General features: G+C 63.3%; 18 protein-coding genes. 13 read left to right on the top strand and 5 right to left on the bottom strand.

The window, feature by feature from the left end; translation table 11 throughout:
* The first annotated feature begins 31 nt into the window (after positions 1-31).
* Together VII69_11910 and VII69_11905 are read left to right on the top strand one after the other, a co-directional pair.
* Positions 32-565, top strand: coding sequence for a hypothetical protein (locus VII69_11910; protein HEY5095811.1), 534 nt, complete (start codon positions 32-34; stop codon positions 563-565).
* Positions 562-1368, top strand: a complete 807-nt coding sequence (locus VII69_11905) for a mycofactocin-coupled SDR family oxidoreductase (GenBank protein ID HEY5095810.1) — start codon at positions 562-564, stop codon at positions 1366-1368. Before VII69_11910 ends, VII69_11905 begins: the two co-directional genes overlap by 4 nt.
* Before the next feature lie 120 nt (positions 1369-1488).
* Here the strand turns inward: VII69_11905 and VII69_11900 are convergent, their stop codons facing one another.
* From VII69_11900 to VII69_11890, 3 genes are read right to left on the bottom strand one after another with little or no spacing between them, the layout of a single operon-like run.
* Entirely contained in the window at positions 1489-2382 is an 894-nt protein-coding gene (locus VII69_11900; GenBank protein HEY5095809.1) for a CoB--CoM heterodisulfide reductase iron-sulfur subunit B family protein, read from the bottom strand.
* Positions 2382-3524: a succinate dehydrogenase/fumarate reductase iron-sulfur subunit gene (locus VII69_11895; protein ID HEY5095808.1), complete on the bottom strand. Its 1143-nt coding sequence runs from the start codon at positions 3522-3524 to the stop codon at positions 2382-2384. Before VII69_11895 ends, VII69_11900 begins: the two co-directional genes overlap by 1 nt.
* 10 nt (positions 3525-3534) lie before the next feature.
* On the bottom strand, positions 3535-5214 hold the full coding sequence (locus tag VII69_11890; GenBank protein ID HEY5095807.1) for an FAD-binding protein: 1680 nt from the start codon (positions 5212-5214) through the stop codon (positions 3535-3537).
* A gap of 331 nt (positions 5215-5545) precedes the next feature.
* On the opposite strand from VII69_11890, the gene VII69_11885 reads away from it, so the two are divergent.
* The 5 genes from VII69_11885 (at position 5546) to ftsZ (ending at position 13246) form a co-directional block, all read left to right on the top strand.
* A complete protein-coding gene (locus tag VII69_11885; protein HEY5095806.1) occupies positions 5546-9169 on the top strand; it encodes a DNA polymerase III subunit alpha in 3624 nt (1207 codons plus the stop codon).
* Positions 9166-9993, top strand: coding sequence for a Cof-type HAD-IIB family hydrolase (locus tag VII69_11880; GenBank protein HEY5095805.1), 828 nt, complete (start codon positions 9166-9168; stop codon positions 9991-9993). The genes VII69_11885 and VII69_11880 overlap by 4 nt, the downstream gene beginning before the upstream one ends.
* Entirely contained in the window at positions 9980-10777 is a 798-nt protein-coding gene (locus tag VII69_11875; GenBank protein HEY5095804.1) for an FtsQ-type POTRA domain-containing protein, read from the top strand. Before VII69_11880 ends, VII69_11875 begins: the two co-directional genes overlap by 14 nt.
* Positions 10778-10909: 132 nt before the next feature.
* Positions 10910-12136: a cell division protein FtsA gene (gene ftsA, locus VII69_11870; protein ID HEY5095803.1), complete on the top strand. Its 1227-nt coding sequence runs from the start codon at positions 10910-10912 to the stop codon at positions 12134-12136.
* Positions 12137-12184: 48 nt separating this feature from the next.
* Positions 12185-13246 (top strand): cell division protein FtsZ, encoded by a 1062-nt coding sequence (ftsZ, locus tag VII69_11865; protein HEY5095802.1) that lies wholly within the window; start codon positions 12185-12187, stop codon positions 13244-13246.
* Positions 13247-13319: 73 nt separating this feature from the next.
* Here the strand turns inward: ftsZ and VII69_11860 are convergent, their stop codons facing one another.
* On the bottom strand, positions 13320-13754 hold the full coding sequence (locus VII69_11860; GenBank protein ID HEY5095801.1) for an NUDIX domain-containing protein: 435 nt from the start codon (positions 13752-13754) through the stop codon (positions 13320-13322).
* A gap of 145 nt (positions 13755-13899) precedes the next feature.
* On the opposite strand from VII69_11860, the gene VII69_11855 reads away from it, so the two are divergent.
* From VII69_11855 to VII69_11845, 3 genes are read left to right on the top strand one after another with little or no spacing between them, the layout of a single operon-like run.
* Positions 13900-14448, top strand: coding sequence for a hypothetical protein (locus VII69_11855; GenBank protein HEY5095800.1), 549 nt, complete (start codon positions 13900-13902; stop codon positions 14446-14448).
* A 10-nt stretch (positions 14449-14458) separates the two neighbouring features.
* Positions 14459-14878: an FmdB family zinc ribbon protein gene (locus VII69_11850; protein HEY5095799.1), complete on the top strand. Its 420-nt coding sequence runs from the start codon at positions 14459-14461 to the stop codon at positions 14876-14878.
* Positions 14875-15228: a hypothetical protein gene (locus VII69_11845; GenBank protein HEY5095798.1), complete on the top strand. Its 354-nt coding sequence runs from the start codon at positions 14875-14877 to the stop codon at positions 15226-15228. Before VII69_11850 ends, VII69_11845 begins: the two co-directional genes overlap by 4 nt.
* A gap of 82 nt (positions 15229-15310) precedes the next feature.
* Here VII69_11845 and aroA read toward each other — a convergent pair whose 3' ends face one another.
* Entirely contained in the window at positions 15311-16612 is a 1302-nt protein-coding gene (gene aroA / locus VII69_11840) for a 3-phosphoshikimate 1-carboxyvinyltransferase (GenBank protein HEY5095797.1), read from the bottom strand.
* Between the two features lie 99 nt (positions 16613-16711).
* Between aroA and VII69_11835 the strand changes: the two genes are divergently transcribed.
* The 3 genes from VII69_11835 to VII69_11825 are packed head-to-tail and all read left to right on the top strand — an operon-like array spanning position 16712 to position 19981.
* Complete coding sequence (locus VII69_11835) at positions 16712-17683, top strand: COX15/CtaA family protein (protein ID HEY5095796.1); 972 nt, start codon at positions 16712-16714, stop codon at positions 17681-17683.
* A gap of 5 nt (positions 17684-17688) precedes the next feature.
* The gene (locus VII69_11830; protein ID HEY5095795.1) at positions 17689-18552 is read left to right on the top strand and encodes a heme o synthase; all 864 of its coding nucleotides are present in this window, start codon (positions 17689-17691) and stop codon (positions 18550-18552) included.
* Between the two features lie 4 nt (positions 18553-18556).
* Positions 18557-19981: an MFS transporter gene (locus VII69_11825; GenBank protein ID HEY5095794.1), complete on the top strand. Its 1425-nt coding sequence runs from the start codon at positions 18557-18559 to the stop codon at positions 19979-19981.
* Positions 19982-20050: the final 69 nt, after the last annotated feature.

Genomic DNA, 20050 nt, shown 5'->3' with positions numbered 1-20050 from the left:
GTTCGTTCGACGATCGAGAAGGGGAGTTCTCGTGCCACTTATCCATCCCTTGACCTACGAAGAAGCATCGCTGCCGGCGCGCGCGGAGTACGAAAAGCAGATCGCCGAGCACGGCCGCATGACGAATATGAAGATGACCTTGGGGCATTCGTGGCCGGCGCTGCGCGCACTCATGGAATGGTATCCGCTTCGCGACGAGGTGACGGCTTTTCTGGGCGAGCGTCTCACGACGATCTTCGCGCACGCGATATCGACGCAGGCGGATTGCCTCGTGTGCTCGACCTATTTCCGCCGCGCGATGACCGACGCCGGCGAGGATCCGGAGAACTTCGGACTAGATGCGTGGGATGAAACCATCGTGGAATACGGCAGGCAGTTGGTGCGCGACCCACATCAGGTCTCGGACGACCTGCACGCCCGGCTCGCCACTCACTTGCGGCCCGAGCAGATAGTGGCGCTGACCGCGTTTGCATGCATCATGATCGCCACGAATATTTTCAACGACGCTTTGCGCGTCGAACTCGACGAGTATCTCGAGCCGTACCGCAAGCAGCCGTCCGTATGAGCGGGGAGTTCGCCGGCAAGGTGGCCTTCGTCACCGGAGCGGCGCACGGCCAAGGTCGCGCCGTCGCGCTGGCGTTGAGCGAACGAGGCGCGAAGATCCTCGCGTTCGACGTCGCCCGGCCGCTCGCCGAACCCGGCTATGCGATGGGCACGTCGGGTGAATTGGATTCGCTTCGCGAGCAATGCGCCGCGAACGGCGGCGAGTGCGTCGCGCGGACTGGCGATGTACGGGACTCGGGCGCGGTTTTCGAGGCCGTTCGATGCGCGCTGGACGCGTGGGGAGCGATCGACATCTTGTTCAACAACGCGGGCATCTGCTCGTATGGATTGGCGCACGAGTTGACTGAAGACGCCTGGGACGCGATGATCGACATCAACCTCAAAGGCTGCTGGCTCGTGGCCAAGCACGTGATCCCGGGCATGATCGAGCGGCGCTCGGGAGTGATCATCAACAATTCGTCCGTCGCCGGGCTTCGCGGCATGGCGCGGCTCAGCCACTACGCGGCGTCCAAATGGGGCGTGACCGGCTTGACCAAGTCGTGGGCGCTGGAGCTCGCGCCGCACAACATCCGTGTGAACTCGATCCATCCGACCGGCGTGAACACGCCCATGAACGATGGCCTGGCTCAGCTTGAGGGCCTCACGCCGCGCGAGATCGCAGAGCGGTCGGCGGGCAATCTTTTGCCGGTGCCGTGGATCGAGACGCAAGACGTCGCGGAGGCCGTCATCTATCTGGCGTCAGACCGTGCTCGTTACGTGACCGGGGCGCAGTTCGTCATCGATGCGGGTTTGCTGACGCGCTGACCGGCGTAGGAGGGCAAGCATCTCGTACTAGGGCGAGCATCGCTCGCCCAAAAAAAATTGGGCAAGCGATGCTTGCCCTAGTACAGTTGCCCTCAGTTGCCTATTGTTGCTATACGACGGTCAGACGATGCCGGCGCTGACCAATACTTGCGAAGCGTCGGTGAGATGTTTTTGGATGCCCAGTTTTTCGGGCGCCACGCCGAGGGCGAGCGCGATCAACTGAGGCAGATGGAACACGGGCAGATCGGTCTTGCCGAACGCGGTGTCTACCGACTTAGACTGATATGCGTCGAGCGCGAGGTGGCATAGCGGGCAGCCGGTGACGATGCTTTCCGCGCCTTGGTCGCGGGCCATTGCCATGTTCTGGCCGACCATGTTGATCGTCACGTCTTCCTTCTCCAACTGGATGTGGAAGCCGCAGCAGCGCGTGCGGCCTTCGTATACGATCGGCTCCGCTCCCAGCGCGAGGATGAGATCTTCCATGTTGTGCGGGTTGCGCGGGTCTTCGCCCGACGACGCATACTCTTCCGGGCGCAGCACGTGACAACCGTAGAACGCGCCTATTTTCATGCCCGTGAGCGGCCGCACGACCATCTTGCGGATGTTGTCGATGCCGAAGTCGTCGCGCAGGATCCAGGCCATGTGCTTTGTGACGACGTTGCCGCTGTATTTCTTGCCGAACCGGGCGAGCACGTCGTTCGCGTCTTTCATGTAGCGCTCACTGCCGAGCAGTTCGTGGTTTGCTTGGCGCATGTGGCCGGTGCACGTGGAGCAGATCGTGAGCACGGTGTCGAGGCCGAGCGCCTCGGCTTCGGCGAACGTGCGGGCGTTGAGCATACGTGCGAGGTGGCGATTCATGTCGTTGACGACGCTCGCGCCGCAGCACGAGGCTGCGTCGAGCTTGATCAGCTCCCAGCCTAATTTCTCGGCGACGACGTGGGTGGCAAGGTCGAGTTCCTTGCACGATTCCTGGGCGACGCAGCCCGGGAAATAGCCGTACTGTTTGAGTGCCATTAGTATTTTTTCGCCTCGGCAGCCTTGAAGATCTCACGGATTTCAGTGACGCGTGGGACTGGCCGCATGAGAAGCGGCGGCATCTTGCCTTTGAGCAATAGGCGCAGGCCGAGCGGGATGACCGGCGCGAGCTTCACGAGATTGAAGTAGCCAAGCGTACCCGGAATCACCTGCGATTCTTCAAGGAAACCAGTTTTCTTAATGGTGTCAGCGACGACCAGCGCGTGCCGCGCGCCGGTATTTGCGGTGACGCCCTCCTCAATCGTGGCAACGCAGGAGAGCGCGATCAGCTCGTGCGGATCGACATGCTTCGGACAGTACGAACACGCATAGCAGTGAGCGCAAAGCCAGAGGTTTTCCTTGACGATTGTTTCGGCTCGCTCCTTACGCGCACCGTCGCGCGTGTCTTCAAGAAAGCGATAGCCGACGCGCGCGATCGCAGCGGGCCCGACGAACGTGTCGTCGACCGATACGACCGGGCACAAGCTGTAGCAGGTGCCGCAGAAGATGCAGTTGGCCGGTTTCCAGAGCCGTTCCATCTGCTCCGGCGACTGCCGGTATTCAAGCGCGGGCGGCGCTTCCTTAGGGATGAGCCAGGGCTTGAGCGATTTGTTCTTCTCCCAAAAGCGGGTCATGTCCACGACGAGATCTTTGACGACCGGCAGATTGTGCATCGGCGCGACGCGCACGGTGCCGACGGAGACGGATCCGGCAGGCGAAGCACCGCCAGAGCTCTTCGAACCTGCCGGCGAATCGTCCACGGCGACCGACGCGGCGGTGGCGGCCGCGTGTGCAGCTCCAGTGGTGGCTTCAGCGCCGAAGTGCGCTTGGCCGGTGTGCGAGCTGAGCTTCTCGTGCGGCTTGGCGTCGGCGACGCCGGACTCGCCGAACTGCGAAAGCAGTTGGCGCAGCGGCGTCTTGCAGGCCAACCCGTCGAGCCCGTTCATGCTCATCGTGCACGAGCCACAGATGGCCGACCGGCACGAACGCCGGAACGAAAGCGAGCCGTCGTTCTCGTCTTTTATCTGCATGAGTGCTTCGAGCACCGTCGCGCCGCCTGCGACGTCGACGGCAAACGATTGCACGTGCGGCGCGGCATCCCGGTCCGGATCGAAGCGCTGGACTTCGAGGTTGACTAACATCCGTTATCCTTTAGTAGACGCGCGCTTGCGGCTGCCACTTCGTCATGGTGACCGACTTGTAGGTGAGTTCGGGATCGGCGTCCGGTCTGAAATGCGCCTGCGTGTGCTTCATCCACTTCTCGTCGTCGCGCTCGGGGAAGTCGACGCGCGTGTGCGCGCCACGGCTTTCTTCGCGCTGCAGCGCGCCGGCGAGCGTGGTTTCCGCGACGTCCAGCAAGAAACCCAACTCGAGCGCGCCGGTGAGATCGGTGTTGAAGACGCGGCCCTTGTCGTCGAGCGTGATCCGCTTGTAGCGTTTTTTCAGTTCGCGGATGCGACCGATGCCGACCGAGATGGACTCGGGGCGGCGATAGATGCCTGCACCCTCCATCATCGCTTTGCCCATCGCGTCGCGGACCACATTCACCCGCTCGCTGCCGTTGTTCGCGAGCAGACCCCGGATCCGCGCCTCTTCGTCGTCGCGCTGCTTGGCAGGGAAGTCCAGCGCTCCGACCGTCTTCACATAACCGGCCGCATGCTCCGCAGAGAGCTTGCCGAAGACGATCGTTTCAAGCAATGAGTTACCGCCGAGCCGGTTCGCGCCGTGCACGGACACGCACGCGCACTCTCCGGCGGCGTAGATGCCCGGAATGGGCGTGGCGCCGTGCTTGTCGGTTTGAACGCCGCCCATCCAATAGTGCATGCCGGGCGTGATCGGCACGGGCTCGTCGATGGCATCGATGCCGGTGGCGTCGAGCGCGAGCTCGCGGATCTGCGGCAGACGTTCCATGATCTTTTGCTTGCCGAGATGCCGTAGATCGAGGAACACGCAGCCGTCAACGCCGCGGCCTTCGTTGATCTCAGTCTGTTCGGCGCGGGAAACGACATCGCGCGAAGCAAGTTCGCCCTTGGTGGGCGCATACTTGAACATGAAGCGGTCGCCAAGCGCATTGATGAGGTAAGCGCCTTCGCCGCGCGCACCCTCGGTCATGAGGACGCCATTGCTCTTGAGCGTGGTGGGATGGAACTGGACGAACTCCATATCCAAGAGCGGAATGCCCGCGCGGTACGCCATGGACATTCCGTCGCCCGTGCTGGAGAGGCCGTTCGTGGTCTTGTAAAAGCTGCGACCGGCACCGCCGGTGGCCAATATCGTGGCCTTCGCCTTGAGGCCCTGCACGGAACCGTCGGCCACGTTCAGGGCCACGACGCCGGCGCCGATGCCGTTGTTCACCGCGAGCGCGGTCGCGAACCACTCCTCATAGACTTTGACGTTCAGCCGTTGGCATTGCTCCCACAGCGAGTGCAGGATCACCAGACCGGTGACGTCCGCACAATAGCAGGTGCGAGGGAACGACGCGCCGCCGAACGGACGCTGCGCGATGCGCCCGTCGTCCATTCTTGAGAAGATGCAGCCCATGTGGTCGAGCCAGATGATGGCTTGCGGCGCTTCGTTGGCGAACAACTCGATGGCGTCTTGGTCGCCGAGGTAGTCGGAGCCCTTGACGGTGTCGAAGGCATGGGCCTCGGGAGTGTCCTCCTCGCGGTTGCCCAGCGCGGCGTTGATGCCGCCCTGCGCCGCGCCGCTATGGCTGCGCACCGGATGGATCTTCGACAACAGGCCGACGTCGAGGCCTTTTTCGGCCGCTTCGACCGCCGCGCGCATGCCGGCGAGGCCACCGCCGACGACGAGTATGTCGTGTTCGAGCATTGCGGTTCGGCTGTCTTCCTTATCATAAGGGCGTGTGTGAGGGTAACGGGTCTTCGCTTTTCGCGCTCAGTTTCAAACGACCCTGGAGCGCCGCTCGTGCGTACAACTTTTGTCGCACAACCGTTGTCGTACTAGGGCAAGCATCGCTTGCCCAAATGGGTGAGCGATGCTCACCCTAGTACAGGCGCTCACGCATTTGCTGCGATGCACAACTTCTTATGGTTATTAGCAGTTCGTGCACACGCCGCCCACAAGCCAATCCACAAGGGCGCGGGGAAACAATCAGGAATAGCCTCCAAACGTATGTTCGCGCCCGACCGGCAGGTTCCGCTTGGCCAAGAATTTCGTCCATCTCCACGTCCATAGCGAGTATTCTCTGCTCGACGGTGCATGCCGGATTCGAGATATCGTCTCGACAGCGGCCACGCTTGGAATGCCGGCGGTGGCGCTCACCGACCACGGCGTCCTCTACGGCGCGATGGAATTCTACTTCGAGGCGAAGAGCAAGGGCGTCAAACCCATCCTCGGCTGCGAGATGTACGTGGCGCCGCGCGGACATCGGGATCGCAGCGCGCGCGATGAATATCATCTCACCGTGCTGGCGCAAGACGTGCGCGGCTACCGCAATCTCATGAAGCTCGTCTCCGTCGGCTTCATCGACGGCTACTATTACAAGCCGCGCGTGGACCTCGATCTCTTAGCGAAATACGGCGACGGCTTGATCGTATTGTCGGGCTGTCTAGGCGGCGGCGTCCAACAGCATCTCATGCGCGACGAGACCGCCAGCGCGCGAGCATTGATCTCGGACTATCGGGCCATTTTCGGCGAGCGCTATTTCCTGGAGCTTCACCACCATCACAATCCGCTCGAGGACAAGGTACGCTCAGCCCTGTCGCAGCTTTCGGCAGAACTCGGCGTGCGCACGGTCGCGACGAACGACTTCCACTATCTGCGCAAAGACGACAGCGGTGCCCACGACGTCCTCTTGTGCATCGGCACCGGCAAAATGGTCGCGGATACCGACCGGATGCGCTTCGACGGCGATGACTTCTATTTCAAGACGGCGGATGAGATGCGCGATCTCATGTCCGCCGCGCCGGACGCGTGTGACGCGACGCTGACCATCGCGGACATGGTCGACATCGACATCGAGACCAAGTCGTTCGCGTTGCCGGCGTTTCCCGTGCCGCCCGGCGAGGGCGACGATCGCGAATATCTGCGCCGGCTGTGCCTTGAAGGCCTCAAGGAACGTTACCCGGAGCCGAAGCCCGAGCACCTCGAGCGTCTCGAATACGAGCTCGATATCATCAACCGGATGGGTTATGCGTCCTACTTTCTCATCGTGTGGGATTTCATCCGGTACGCGCGCGAGCAAGGCATTCCGGTCGGGCCCGGCCGGGGTTCGGCGGCCGGCTCGATCGTGGCGTACAGCCTGCGCATCGCGGACGTCGATCCGCTTCGATACAATCTGTTCTTCGAGCGGTTCCTCAACCCCGAGCGGATCGACATGCCGGATATCGACACCGATTTTTGTTTCGAGCGGCGTGACGAAGTCATAAAGTACGTCACCGAGAAGTACGGCGCGGATCGCGTGGCGCAGATCGTCACGTTCGGCACCATGGCGGCGCGCGCCGCCGTCCGCGACGTCGGCCGGGTCATGGGCGTGCCGCTCGCAGACGTGGACCGCATCGCAAAGTTGATTCCAAACATCCCCGCCAGCCCGGTGAGCATCAGACAAGCCATCGATCAAGTGCCCGAACTCACCGCCGTCTATCAGCGCGACGCGCAGGCGCAAAAACTTCTCGACACCGCGATGCGCGTCGAAGGGCTGGCGCGCCACGTGTCCACGCACGCCGCAGGCGTGGTCATCGCGCCCGGGCCGGTGACCGACTACGCGCCGCTCGTGAAGCTCGGCGACCACGACGTCAACACGCAGTACTCGATGGAGTGGGTCGAAAAAGTCGGCCTGCTCAAGATGGATTTTCTCGGACTGCGCACGCTCACGGTCATGGCGGCCGCGGCGGTGGAGATCCGGCGCACCGAAGATCCGGCGTTCACGCTCGACGAGATTCCGCTGGACGATCCCAAGACGTATGCGTTGCTTTCGCTCGGCCAGACCAGCGGCGTCTTTCAACTAGAGAGCGCCGGGATGCGGCGCTACATCGCCGAGCTCAAGCCGACGCGCATCGAAGACATCATCGCGATGGTCGCGCTGTACCGGCCCGGCCCCATGGATTGGATCGGGGATTTCATCGCCGGCAAACACGGAAGGCGGAAGATCGGCTATCTCCATCCGAAGCTCGAGCCGATCCTCGAAGAGACGTACGGCATCGCGGTCTATCAAGAACAAGTCATGCAGATGTGCCGTGATCTCGCCGGGTATTCGGTGGGGCAGGCCGACTCGATGCGCAAGGTCATCGGCAAGAAGATCAAAGAGAAGATCCCGGTCGAGCGCGAGAAGTTCGTCAACGGCTGCATGGCGCATGGGATCGATGCGCCGCTCGCGACGCGGATCTGGCAGTTCATCGAACCGTTCGCCGGCTACGGATTCAACAAAGCACACTCGGTGTGCTACGGATTGCTCGCCTACCGCACGGCATGGCTCAAAGCCAACCATCCGCTCGCGTTCATGGCCGCGCTTCTCACGTCCGTCAAAGGCAATACCGATAAGCTCGTCGAGTATCTGGCCGAATGCGCGCGCACCGGCTTGAAGATCTTGCCGCCGGACGTGAATGAGAGCTTCACCGACTTCACGGTGGTGGACGGCGCGATCCGCTTCGGTCTGGCCGCGGTGAAAAACGTGGGCGACGGCGCTATCCGCGAACTGCTCGAACACCGCTCGCATGGGCGCTTTTCGTCGCTCGCTCATCTTTGCTCGCGGGTCGATTCCCGGCAGATGAATCGTCGCGTGCTCGAGTCGCTGGTCAAAGCCGGCGCGATGGACGGATTTGCCGGCAACCGAGCGCAAAAGCTCGCGCATGTGGAAGCTGCGTTGGACTACGGACAACGGCTGGCGGAAGAGCGCGATCTAGGTCAGACGTCGCTTTTCGGAGGCGGTGGTGACGAATTGCCGCCGCCTTCGCTGCCGCAGTTGCCGGACTTGCCGATTCCCGTCCGCCTGGCCCAGGAAAAGGAAGCGATCGGCCTTTACATCTCCGGACATCCGCTCGCCGACAAAGCCGCCGATCTCGCGCGGCGCACCACGTCGACCATCGCCGGATTGCGCGACTTGCCCGAAGACGAGCTCGTGTTCGCGGGTGGCGTCGTGACGTCGTCGCGCAGGGTCGTGACAAAGGCCGGCGGCCAGATGCTCATCGCAAAACTCGAAGACCAGACAAGCGCGATCGAGTTGGTCGTGTTTCCAAAATGGTATCCGCAACTGTCGCAAGTCTTCAGCGACGATGCGATCGTCATCGTCAAGGCACGCATAAAGGAACGACGGCCAGGTCCAAAAGGGGGGCCGATGCCGGTCGTCGCCGATGCGGGGGATCCGACAGAAGAAGAGCGCCCCGAGATAAGCCTGCAAGTAGTGGAGGCGTGGCCCTTTGCGTCGGCGCCTGCGGTGCAGTCCAGCAAGGCGAGATCTGTAATGCCGTCCTTTATGGTCGGCCAGGACAAATCTGTGGGGCCGACCTTTACGGTCGGCCAGGACAAACAGAATGTGCTGCCTGCGGAGTCGAACGGAGACCAGGCCGACCATAAAGGTCGGCCCCACAGTGATTCACCGATCCTCAACGTCCGCTTGTGCGGCGACGCCGACGATGCGCGCCGGCTCGGGCGGCTGCGGGACCTCGTCTCCTCTGCGACGGGCGGCTCAGGCAAAATCGTGCTGCACGCGGGTAAAGACGGCGATACGCGGCCGCTCAAGCAATCGGTCGCCATCACCGATGCGATGTGCGCCGAACTCGCCGGACTCTTCGGCGGCGACAACGTGTGGCAGGCGGACGACCGGTGAGCGTTCGTCTGGTGGCGATCGATCTGGACGGAACCCTGATCGGCAGCGATCTGAAGATTTCCGACGCAGATCGCGGCGCGATCGCGCGCGTCGTCGCCGCCGGCATCCATGTCGTGCTGGCCACAGGAAGGTTGTTCGCCGCGTCACGACCGTTCGCGTCGGACCTCGGATTGCGAGGTCCGTTGGCCGCTCTGCAAGGCGGCGTCATCTACGACCTGGACAGCGGCGAGTTGTTGCACGTCGTTCCGCTTCGCCCGGCCATCGCGCTGGCGGCGTACGATGTGTTGCGGGCCCGAGCCTACGACCTGCAGCTCTATTTCGGCGACACGCTGTACCTCGATCATAGCAGCGCCGCGTCCGACGAATATCTGCGGCTTGCGCGCGTCGAGCCGGTGATGGTGCCGGATCTCCGCGTGCTGCTCACCGGAGCCGCTCCGCCGGGCGCTTTGATAAAATTGTTGGCGATCGGTGCGCCCGACGCCGTCGTCAGAGATCTGCCGTTGCTGTCGGGCCAGCTTGGTCTGCACGCCAACGTTTGCAGGAGCTTGCCTCAGTATCTCGAGGTGACCGATCCGGCGGCCGACAAGGGCCACGCTCTCGTCCGGATGGCTGGCATACTTGGGGTGGCTCTTTCGGAGTGCGCCGCGATAGGCGATTCAGACAACGACGTTCCGATGTTCCGCGTCGCGGCGGAAAGCTACGCGGTGGCGAACGCGACGGATGCGGCGAAGAAAGCTGCCATGCGCGTGGTCGCTGTGCGTGGCGCCGGTGTGGCAGAGGCGCTCGCGCTCGTGTCCAAGGGAGATGCGTGTGGCCGGGCGTAGCGCAGGCGCAGGCCGCGCAAGGCGCGGCCTGCGAACCGCCATCGTGCGCTTCCTGATCACGCTCGCGGTCGTTGCAGCGTTCGGGGGGGTGGCATACGCCGGCGTGCGGGCGTCGCAAGATCCCCGCCTGGCCCTGGGTCAAGTCGACGTCAGCGGCTGTTCGCGTTCTTCAGCAGCCGAAGTGCTATCGGCGGCGACGCTGCCGTCCGGCGCGAACATCTGGCTGCTCGATACCCGGTCGGCCGTCAAGCGCATCGAAAGCTTGCCGTGGACGAACACGGCGACGATTTCTCGCGCGTGGCCGAATAGAGTCAGCGTGAGCGTGGTCGAACGCCGTCCGGCGGCCCGTCTCGACCTGGCGGCCGCTGGTTCCGCTGAAGAACCGCTTGCCGGGCGGGCGCTTCTCGACTCGAAGATGCACGTTCTCGCCATCGGGCCCGACGATCCCCGCGATGTGGGTCTGCCGGAAATAGATGTGGCCGGACTTCCGGCGGCCGCGGTCACAGCCGGCGCCGACCTGTCGAACACCGATGCGGCAGTCGCGTACCAAGCCTATCGCACTCTTCAGACCGCCGGCCTGACGGTGCGATCCATCGACATCGGCGGCGCGACCGGCATCGGTGTCGAGACCGCGGATCATCTCCGCGTCTTGTTCGGCGCCCCCGATGGACTCGCGCAGAAGGTGCAGCTCTACCGGCTCATCGCGGTGAAGATCGCGTCGCCGCGCAACGTCGCATACGTCGATCTACGCAGCGCGCGCGCGCCGACGGTGCTATTCAGATGACGATGCGAAAGAGGGAAGTGCGTGTGCACTTTGAATGCAGAGCCGCGAATGATCGCGGCGACCTTCACGGTCGCTCGTTGCGTTCTTGCAGGCAAATTATCCACAGGCTGTGGACAGTTTTTGAGGTCGTAAGTGGCGCGTAGCGACGTTATCGCCGGCCTGGACATCGGCACCACGAAGACCGCGGCGGTCATCGCCTCGATCGGGCGCGATGGCGCCATAGATATCGTGGGCTTCGGGGTCGCGCCGTCGCTTGGGCTGCGCAAAGGCGTGGTCACCGACCTCGAAGAGACCGTGAAGTCGATCGAGGCCGCCACCGAAAGCGCCGAAAGAATGGCCGGCACCAACATCGAGACGGCGTTCGTCGGCATCACCGGCGAACACGTGCGGTCGCAGAACGCGCACGGCATCGTCGCGGTAGGAGGCGAGGAGCGCGAAGTCGCGGCTGGCGACGTCAAGCGAGTCGTCGACGCGAGCACGATCATCACGCTGCCGGCGGAGCGCCAGATCATCCACACACTGCCCCGCGAATTCGCGGTCGACGGTCAAAACGGGATCACCGATCCGGTCGGCATGTCGGGTGCGCGTCTAGAAGTGGACACGCATGTCGTCACTGCGGGTTCGTCATTCGTGGCCAACGTGTTGAAGTGCGTGCACCGCGCGGGCATCGAGCCGTCGGCCGTCGTCTTCGAGCCGCTCGCGGCAGGCGAGGCGGTCCTTCTCCCCGAGGAGAGAAACTCGGGCGTCGTGCTGCTCGACATCGGCGGGGGCACGACCGACATCGCCGTATACTGGGGCGGAGGCGTCTACCACACGTGGACGGTGCCGGTTGGCGGCAACATCGTCACCAACGACATCGCGCTCGGATTGAAGACCAGTTTTCAAGAAGCGGAGAACATCAAACACGCTTTCGGTACGGCGAATCTCGCACTGGATCTCGGCGACGAGACGTTTGAGGTGAAAGCGCTTTCGGGCCGCACATCGCGCGCCGCGTCGAAAAGCTTTCTACGCCAGATCATCGTCGCGCGCATGACCGAGATCTTCAAACTCGTGCGTGCGAACCTCGCCGAGAACTGCCCGCCCGAAGTCATGCTCGCAGAACTCGTGCTCACCGGCGGCGGCGCCGAGCTCAGGGGGCTTGATTCCCTCGCGGCGGACTTCTTCGACCTGCCGTCTCGCGTCGGCGTGCCCATGCACGTCGGAGGTCTGACGGATACGATAAAGCATCCGGCGTATGCCACCGCAGTCGGACTCGCGCTTTTCGGCGCGCATTCGGATGCGGGAGCAACGCCATCGCGATCCTATGGCCCGGGCGTCGGCGGCCGGCTCGTGGCCTGGTGGAAAGACTTGTTGGGCTAAGCGGCGCTCGACGTCGCATCACTTATGAAGAAAGCCAGGAGGAAGAACATGACCGATCAGCGTCGCTACGTTCCCGAACATATGGCCAGCATCAAGGTGATCGGCGTCGGCGGCGGCGGCTGCAACGCTATCGATCGAATGGTCGACTCCGGCATCAACGGGGCGGAGTTCTTCTCCGTCAACTGCGATATCCAAGCGTTGAAGAATTCGCGCACGGAAAATCGCGTGCAGATCGGACAGAATCTCACGCGCGGCCTCGGGGCGGGCGCGGATCCGGAGATCGGTCGCCAGGCGGCAGAAGAATCGAAGGAAGATCTCGCGATGCTCGTCGAGGGCACCGACCTCGTCTTCATCACTGCGGGGATGGGCGGCGGCACCGGCACGGGTGCGGCACCCATCGTTGCCGAGCTCGCACGGGCCGCTGGGGCGCTTACGGTCGGCGTGGTCACCAAACCCTTCGGGTTCGAACTGCGCAAGCGCGCACAGATCGCAGAACGCGGCATCGCCGAGCTCGAACAAAAAGTCGACACACTGATCGTGATTCCTAACGACCGCCTGCTCTCCATCATCGAGAAGCGCACGCCGCTCATGGAGGCATTCCGGTCGGCCGACGACGTGCTGCGCCAAGGCATCCAAGGCATCACCGATCTCATCACCAAGCCCGGATTGATCAACCTCGATTTCGCCGACGTGCGGCGCGTGATGACGGACGCCGGTTCCGCGCTCATGGGCATCGGCATAGGAACCGGTGAACGGCGCGCAGCGGATGCCGCACAGAAAGCGGTATCGAGCCCGCTCCTCGAGGCCACCATCGACGGCGCCCGCGGCGTGATCTTCAATATCTACGGCGGCCCGGATCTTTCGATGTACGAAGTGAACGAAGCGGCGGAGGCCATCAGCAAGTCGGTGGATCCCGAAGCCGAAGTCATCTTCGGCGCCACCATCGACGAGAGCATGGGCAACGAAGTGCGCGTCACGGTGCTTGCGACGGGATTCGGATCGCGCGCGCGCGAGCGTCAGCGCGTGCTCGGTGTGGGCGATATGGAAAAGGTCAAGCCCATCAACATGGATGAGATCGAAGTTCCAGCGTTCCTGCGCTACAACAAATAGAAACGTAGGGGCCGACTTTTATGGTCGGCCCCGCTTGCCCATGGGCGACCGTTGGTCGCCCTCCTACATTACCTCATTCGCGCCAGGGAGCGAGCAGATATCGGCACGCAGGCGCTGCTCCGCCGGCCAAGTCGTCGGCAATCGTCGAACCGGCGTCGGGATGCATCCGTATCGTCCGAAGGTCGCCGATGGGATGCCACGCGCACTCTGCCACACGGGGATCGAGCGATGCGCCGATCTCGCCATCGATCTTCGCAGCGAAGACCAACTGCAGGATATGCCGTTTGCCATCTGGCGAACGGGCTTCCATCACATAGCGGAGGTCGCCGATGCGCGCATCGACGCCGGCTTCTTCACGAAGCTCGCGCAACAGCGTTTCAGCCGCCGTTTCGCCGCATTCCATGCCGCCGCCAGGCAGAAGAAATGCCGACCGATTCGCTTTCACATGACGCGCGAGGAGTATCTTTTCTTTTTTCACAGCAAGCGCTGCGACACGGACCCGCACCATCGATTCACACTCCAGCACTTCGTCATGCGGGACCGCAAGCAGGTTTTTCCGACCGCGATTCCAATAAAACTACGAGAGCATCGGCTTCGCGCCATCGCCGCCGCCGCCTTTTCGGCACGGTGTATCACTATGTAGGGGGACGCGGATGAAGATCGTTTGCCGGGAGCACATCGACCTCTCAGTTTCCGTAGCGCGCGCGTTCGCATTTGCGACAGACATCGCGCGCTGGCCCATGTGGCTCGCAAGCATGGTCAATGCCCATCTTCCGGAGACCCAGGAACTTGAGCTCGGCGCGGTCCTTCGCGTTTGCATGGCCGAGGGGCGCAACCGCCGGCAAGAGATCTTTGAAGTCACGCGCTACGTCCGCAACGCATTTCTGTCGTTGGAAGGCGAGCTTTCGGCTGCCCGCCGGTTCGATTTTCGTTTCGAACAGCGGGGTTCTGCGTCGCGCGTTTCGATCACCGAGGGCTATCCCGTTTTCGGCGGGATGTTCCCGGCGCTGTACGACGCGATTTTCCGCCGCCGGCGCGCGCGGCGAGGTCTGCAAGAATCGCTGACGCATCTGCGCGGCCTCCTCGAGGATAGCGCGGAACCAAGATATCACGCCGACGAATTCCCGACCGATGAAGCGGCGCGAACCGCCGTCCAGAGCCATCAGTTGCACGCGGTCAACCGGTCGCCTCAGGTAGCGTAACCATCGACGAATGCCAGTTTACGAATATCGCTGCAAGTCGTGCGGCGAAACGCACGAAATCTCGCACGGATTCAACGACGAGCGCCCCACGAAGTGTCCGACCTGCGGAGGCCAGCTCATCAGGGTTTTCCATCCGATAGGCCTCGTGTTCAAGGGCAGCGGTTTCCACAAGACCGACTATACGAAAAGCGGCGTTCGCGCTCAATCGTCCGATTCGCAAGGCGACAAGTCCGGCGAGGCAAAGCCAAGCGAAGGCAAGCCGGGAGAGAGTAAGGCGGGCGAAGGCAAGTCCGGAGAAAGCAAATCGGGCGAAAGCAAGCCGGCGCAAGAGAAGCCTTCCGGCGGCAAGTCCGCTGAAAGCAAGCCGTCGGAATCGAAGTCACCCGACTCCAAATCTTCCTCGGACCCGAAATCGTCGAAATCACCGTGATCGGAGTGACATACGCGGGATTGATAGCCGGCGCTATCGCCTGCCTCATCTTCGCGGGTTTGTGCATCCGGCCCGCGTTGCGTCTGCGCACGCTGACGATCCGGTTGGCGAAACATCCAAGTTTGCTCGCTATCGAGAAGGCACGCGACTCGTTTGAGTCGTTCGCTGCAGCCGGGACCAAGTTGGAAGAGGCGAGTCACAGATTTGAAACCGCCGCCACAACGATAAACGCTGCAGCCGCATCGGTCGGCGCCTACGCAAGTCAGATCTCTATCATGGCGTTCGTGGTTGACGCCTCGCTGGAATTGCTCGTGCCGCGATTGCGCGGCATGCTCCACGATTGGTATTAGGGCGAGCATCGCTCGCCCAGGGCGACTGATGTAGGAGGGCAAGCAACGCTTGCCCATTTTTTTGGGGCAAGCGTTGCTTGCCCTAGTACGAATCGACGTAAGCCATTCCAAATGCGGCGGTCCAGTGGGTCGCGAAGTCGGGGAACGACGTGTCGATACACGCGGAATCCCGGATTTCGATCGGCGCACCGATGGCGACGGCAAGCGCCGCCGCCGACATGCCTATGCGATGGTCTCCATTCGTGTCGATCGCAGCCGGTGCGCGCAACGTCGCGCCGCCGCGCACGATAATACCGTCATCGGTTTCAATCGCTTCTGCACCGAAAGCGCGCAGCATTCGAGCGGTCGACTCGATGCGATCGGATTCTTTGACGCGCAACTCGGCGGCACCGCGCACGATGAACTCGCCTTCGGCCAGCGTCGCAAGCGCGCACAGCGCGGGAATCTCGTCGATGAGGCTCGGCACGATCTCGTGCGGAATCTCGACGCCATGAAGCCCAGCACCGCCCTCGATGCTGATGGCCGCGACCGGCTCGCCATGCCGGAGCGACTCCGCGCCGACGGCCAACCGCGCACCCATTGAACGCATGATCTCAAATGCGCCGGTGCGCGTCGGATTGACGCAGACATCGCGCGCGAGCATTTTCGCGCGTGGCTTTGCGGCCGCAGCGATCAAGAAAAAGACGGCCGCCGACGGATCACCCGGCACTTCGAGAAGTTCGATCGCGTGCAAGACTCCGGGTTGAATGCTCGTAGCGAGGCCGTCAACGCGAACCGAAACCCCCATGGAGGCCAGCATCCGTTCGGTGTGATCCCGCGATGCGTAAGGTGAGCGGACGGTGGTGACGGCGTTCGCTCGTAGGCCGGCGAGCAAGATCGCCGATTTCACCTGAGCTGACGCGACCGGCAGCGCGTAGTCGATCGCGCGCAAATCGCCGCCGAGCCGCATGTTGACCGGGGGCACCCCGCCCGCGGCGGTGGCGATCTCCGCTCCCATCGAGCGAAGCGGCGCTGCAACCCGTTCCATCGGGCGTCGACGAAGGCTCGCGTCCCCATCGAGCGCGCACGACGTGCGGCCTGCCAGTATTCCCATCAAAAGCCGCATCGTGGTGCCGGAATTGCCGCAATCGATCGTGCCGGCGTCGGCCGCGAAGTTGCCACCGGAAACGCGCACCGTCGCACCCTCGTCGTCGACGGCGATTCCTAGGGCGCGCAACGCGCGCATGGTGGCTAGCGTATCGTCGCCGCGATTGAGTCCCATCATCGTGGTCGTGCCGCGCGCGCACGCGGACAACAAGAGCGCTCGATGCGAAATAGACTTGTCGCCCGGGATATGCGCCTCAGACGAAACGATCCCCGGCGGGCCGAAGCGGAGAGAAGCCATCGAATGCCGATGCGCGGCGCGCGCGGCACGCACCTTTCTCACGAATCGCCCGACCAAAGTCGCACGTCGCCGAAACAGCGGATATCTTAGAATCGCCGCTTGGCACAGGAGAAGCACGCCACGCGCGGCAAAAAACGACGAGCACGCCTCGCCGAAAGGAATCCAGCCATCGTCGCTTCCGCCGCCCTCACAGGTTTGAGGCGAGTCAGTCTGGCGTCTGCCATCCTGTCGTTCGCGCTTGTGGTATGGGGCGCAGTCGTGCGCGTGAACGGGGCGGGCATGACCTGTCCGGATTGGCCGCGTTGCCAAGGCGCGTGGCTGCCCTCGCTCGACAATCCGACGGTGTACGAATGGTCGCACCGTCTCGGCGCCATCATCGTCACGAGCATCATCGCATTGACCTTCATCATGGCCTATCGCTGTCGAGCAGAGGTTCCCGGCGCGTTTCGCGCGGCAAGCGTCGGCGTCGGACTGATCGTCGCGCAAATCGTCGCCGGCTGGTTGACCATCAAATTTCAGAACAATCCGCCGACTGTCGCGCTCCATCTGCTGGTCGGGTTTCTCACGTTTGTCACACTGTTGATAGTGGCGGTGATCGCGCGCGGTTCGGAGCCGTCGTCGCGCCAAAGCTCAGGCAGGGGCTTTGCAAGGCTAGCGCTCGCGACCACCATCGTGGCGTTCGCCGCCGTGTTCGCTGCAGGCTACATGAGCGCCGCCAACGACGGCCTGGCGTGCGTTGGATTCCCATTGTGCAACGGCATGGCCGGCGCAGTCACACTAGCCCAACAGATCCATATGGGCCACCGCTTCGCGGCGTACGCCACTATCGCCGCGGTGCTGGTCACGTTTGTGACGGCGCTCGCGACGCAGCGCGCTCGCAGCGACATCGTCGCGATCTCATGGCTGGCGCTCGCGCTCGTCATTCTGCAAGGCGTGCTGGGAACACTTACGGTGATGTCGCGGCTCGATCCGGTACTTCGGGTTTGGCATGAAGCAAACGGCGCGCTTTTGACTGCAGCGCTCGCGGTCCTCGCCTATGCCGCCTACCGCCGGCAGCGGGTGCCGGCTTGAGCACGGTGCGCGACTACCTCGGCCTCACAAAGCCGAACGTGATGTCGTTGCTGCTCTTCACCACGTTCACGGCGATGATGATGGCCGCGGGCGGCTGGCCGTCGCCCATTCTCGTTTTTTGGACGCTGCTCGGAGGCGCGCTCGCATCGGCGTCGTCAGCCGCCATCAACATGTATTGGGATCGCGACATCGACGCGCTCATGGCGCGGACCAAAAAGCGGCCGATTCCGAGCGGACGAATTCAGCCGCGCGACGCGCTTGTTTTTGGCATCGTCCTCGGCGCCGCGGCATTCGTCCAGCTCGCGCTCACCGTGAATCTCCTCGCGGCGGCGCTGTCCACCACCGGCATCTTGTATTACGTCTTCATCTATACCATGTGGCTCAAGCGCGCGACGCCGCAAAATATCGTCATCGGCGGTGCGGCCGGAGCGATCCCGCCGCTCGTCGGCTGGGCCGCGGTCACCGACCACGTTGGTCTTACCGCGATATTGTTGTTCGTGATCGTCTTCGTTTGGACGCCGCCTCATTTTTGGGCGCTGGCGCTGATGAAGAAGGACGAGTATGCACGGGTCGGCATACCCATGCTGCCTGCCGTGCGCGGCGACGCCGAGACCAAGAAACAGATGTTCATCTATACCGCCGCGTTGACGGCCGTCACGCTGGGCCTTGTGCCGCTGCATCTCATGGGCCTCGTCTACCTCGCGTGCGCGCTGGCGCTCGACGCGATATTTCTCGCCTTTGCCGTGTGGGTGGCGCGAACGGGATCGCGACAAAGCGAAGGTCTCATGTATCGCTTTTCGATGCTCTACCTCGCGTTGCTGTTCGTCGCGATGGCGGTAGACCGCTTCGGCCACGGGCCCGGCGTGTAGCGCCATGAGCCGGGCTTCGAGCATCGCGAGCGTCGAGAGTCCGGCGCTCGCTCCGTTCATGCGGCCGTTGCTCTTCGGCGTCTTCGCCCGCGCGCTGCCGTTGACCATGTTCGGACCGCTCCTGCCCGGCATCGCATCGTCGCTGGGCGCCAGTCTGGCCGATGTCGGCTGGATCGTCGCCACGTACGCGACGGGATCGTTGATCGCGCAGCCGCTCATGGGCACGCTTTCCGATTCGTACGGACGGCGGCGTATGTTCACCTGGTGTATGGTGCTGTTCGTCGCCGGGTCGTGTGCGTGTGCCTTTGCGACATCGCTCCCGCTTCTCGTGGCGGGCCGCATCATCCAAGCGCTCGGCGCCGGCGGCATCCAGCCGATCGCGACCGCGATCATCGGCGACGTCCTGCCTCCCGATCGCCGCGGAGGCGCGCTCGGCGCGTTGTACGGCGTGTTCGGGATCGGTACGATGGCTGGGGCGCTGCTGGGTGGAGCGATCGTGGCCGGCGCGCTTGCCGCGTCCTCGCACGTAAACGGCGCGCTCGCCGCAGATCTGAGCGCGTATCCATGGCATCCGGTCTTCGCCGTGAATGTCGCGACCGGCATCCTAACTATCTTGCTGGCCACGTCGCTGCCCGACGACGCGATCGCGCTAAACCGCGCGCGCGCCAAATCGTTCGATGCGATCGGCGCGCTCTTGATCGCATTGTTCGCGGCATGTTTGATGTTCGCCGTCACAGGAGCCCACGACCGATCGCTCCTCGGCATTTTCGGCGCGATCGCAAGCATGGGGACTTTCGTGTGGCACATCCGTCACACAGAAGCGCCGCTGATCGATCCTGCGCTTTTCGCAGCGCGTGGCCCGGCGATGCTGTATGCGCTCGGCGTGGTCTTCGGAATCCCGAGCTTCTCGCTCACGATATATTCGGCCACATACTTCATCGCGCAATTCCACGCAAGCGCCGCCACAGCGAGCCTCGCACTTTTCATCCTGGCGGTCTTGTATGTCGCCGGTGCGATCGCAGGCGGAGCGCTCATCAATCGTTTGGGAACCCGCGCGCTCTTGTCCACCGGCGTGCTCCTTGTGGCCGTCTCCGCAGGTGCGCTCGCCGGATTCACGTCGGTGGCCGCAGTGGTCGCGGCTATGGCTTTGGGCGGATTGGGACTTGGCCTTGCCTCGGCGCCGCCGAACGCGCTCATCTTGCGCTACGTGCCGGCGAATCGATCGGGCGCAGCAACCGGGGTCGCGACGATGTTGGGCACCTCGGGATCGATCACGGCTCCGGTGGTCATCGGTGCGTTTCTCGCGTTTGCCAACGCAGGCGGCGCAGCAACTGCGCTGCGCGATGAATTCGCGCTGTGCGCCGCCTTATCCGCGGTTTGCGCGCTCCTCGCATTCTCGTTGCCCGAGCCGGCCGTCCTCGCGGCCTGACCAGCGCGAGGAATGCCGCGCAGGGTCCTAAAAAGCACGAAATATCGGAGCCGCGCATTCGTTCTAAGA

Source organism: Candidatus Eremiobacteraceae bacterium (assembly GCA_036511855.1).
In the GTDB taxonomy this organism is placed as follows: Bacteria; Vulcanimicrobiota; Vulcanimicrobiia; order Eremiobacterales; family Eremiobacteraceae; genus JABCYQ01.
Note: the sequence above shows the minus strand (reverse complement) of the source record. Positions and strands in the feature narration are given on the sequence as shown.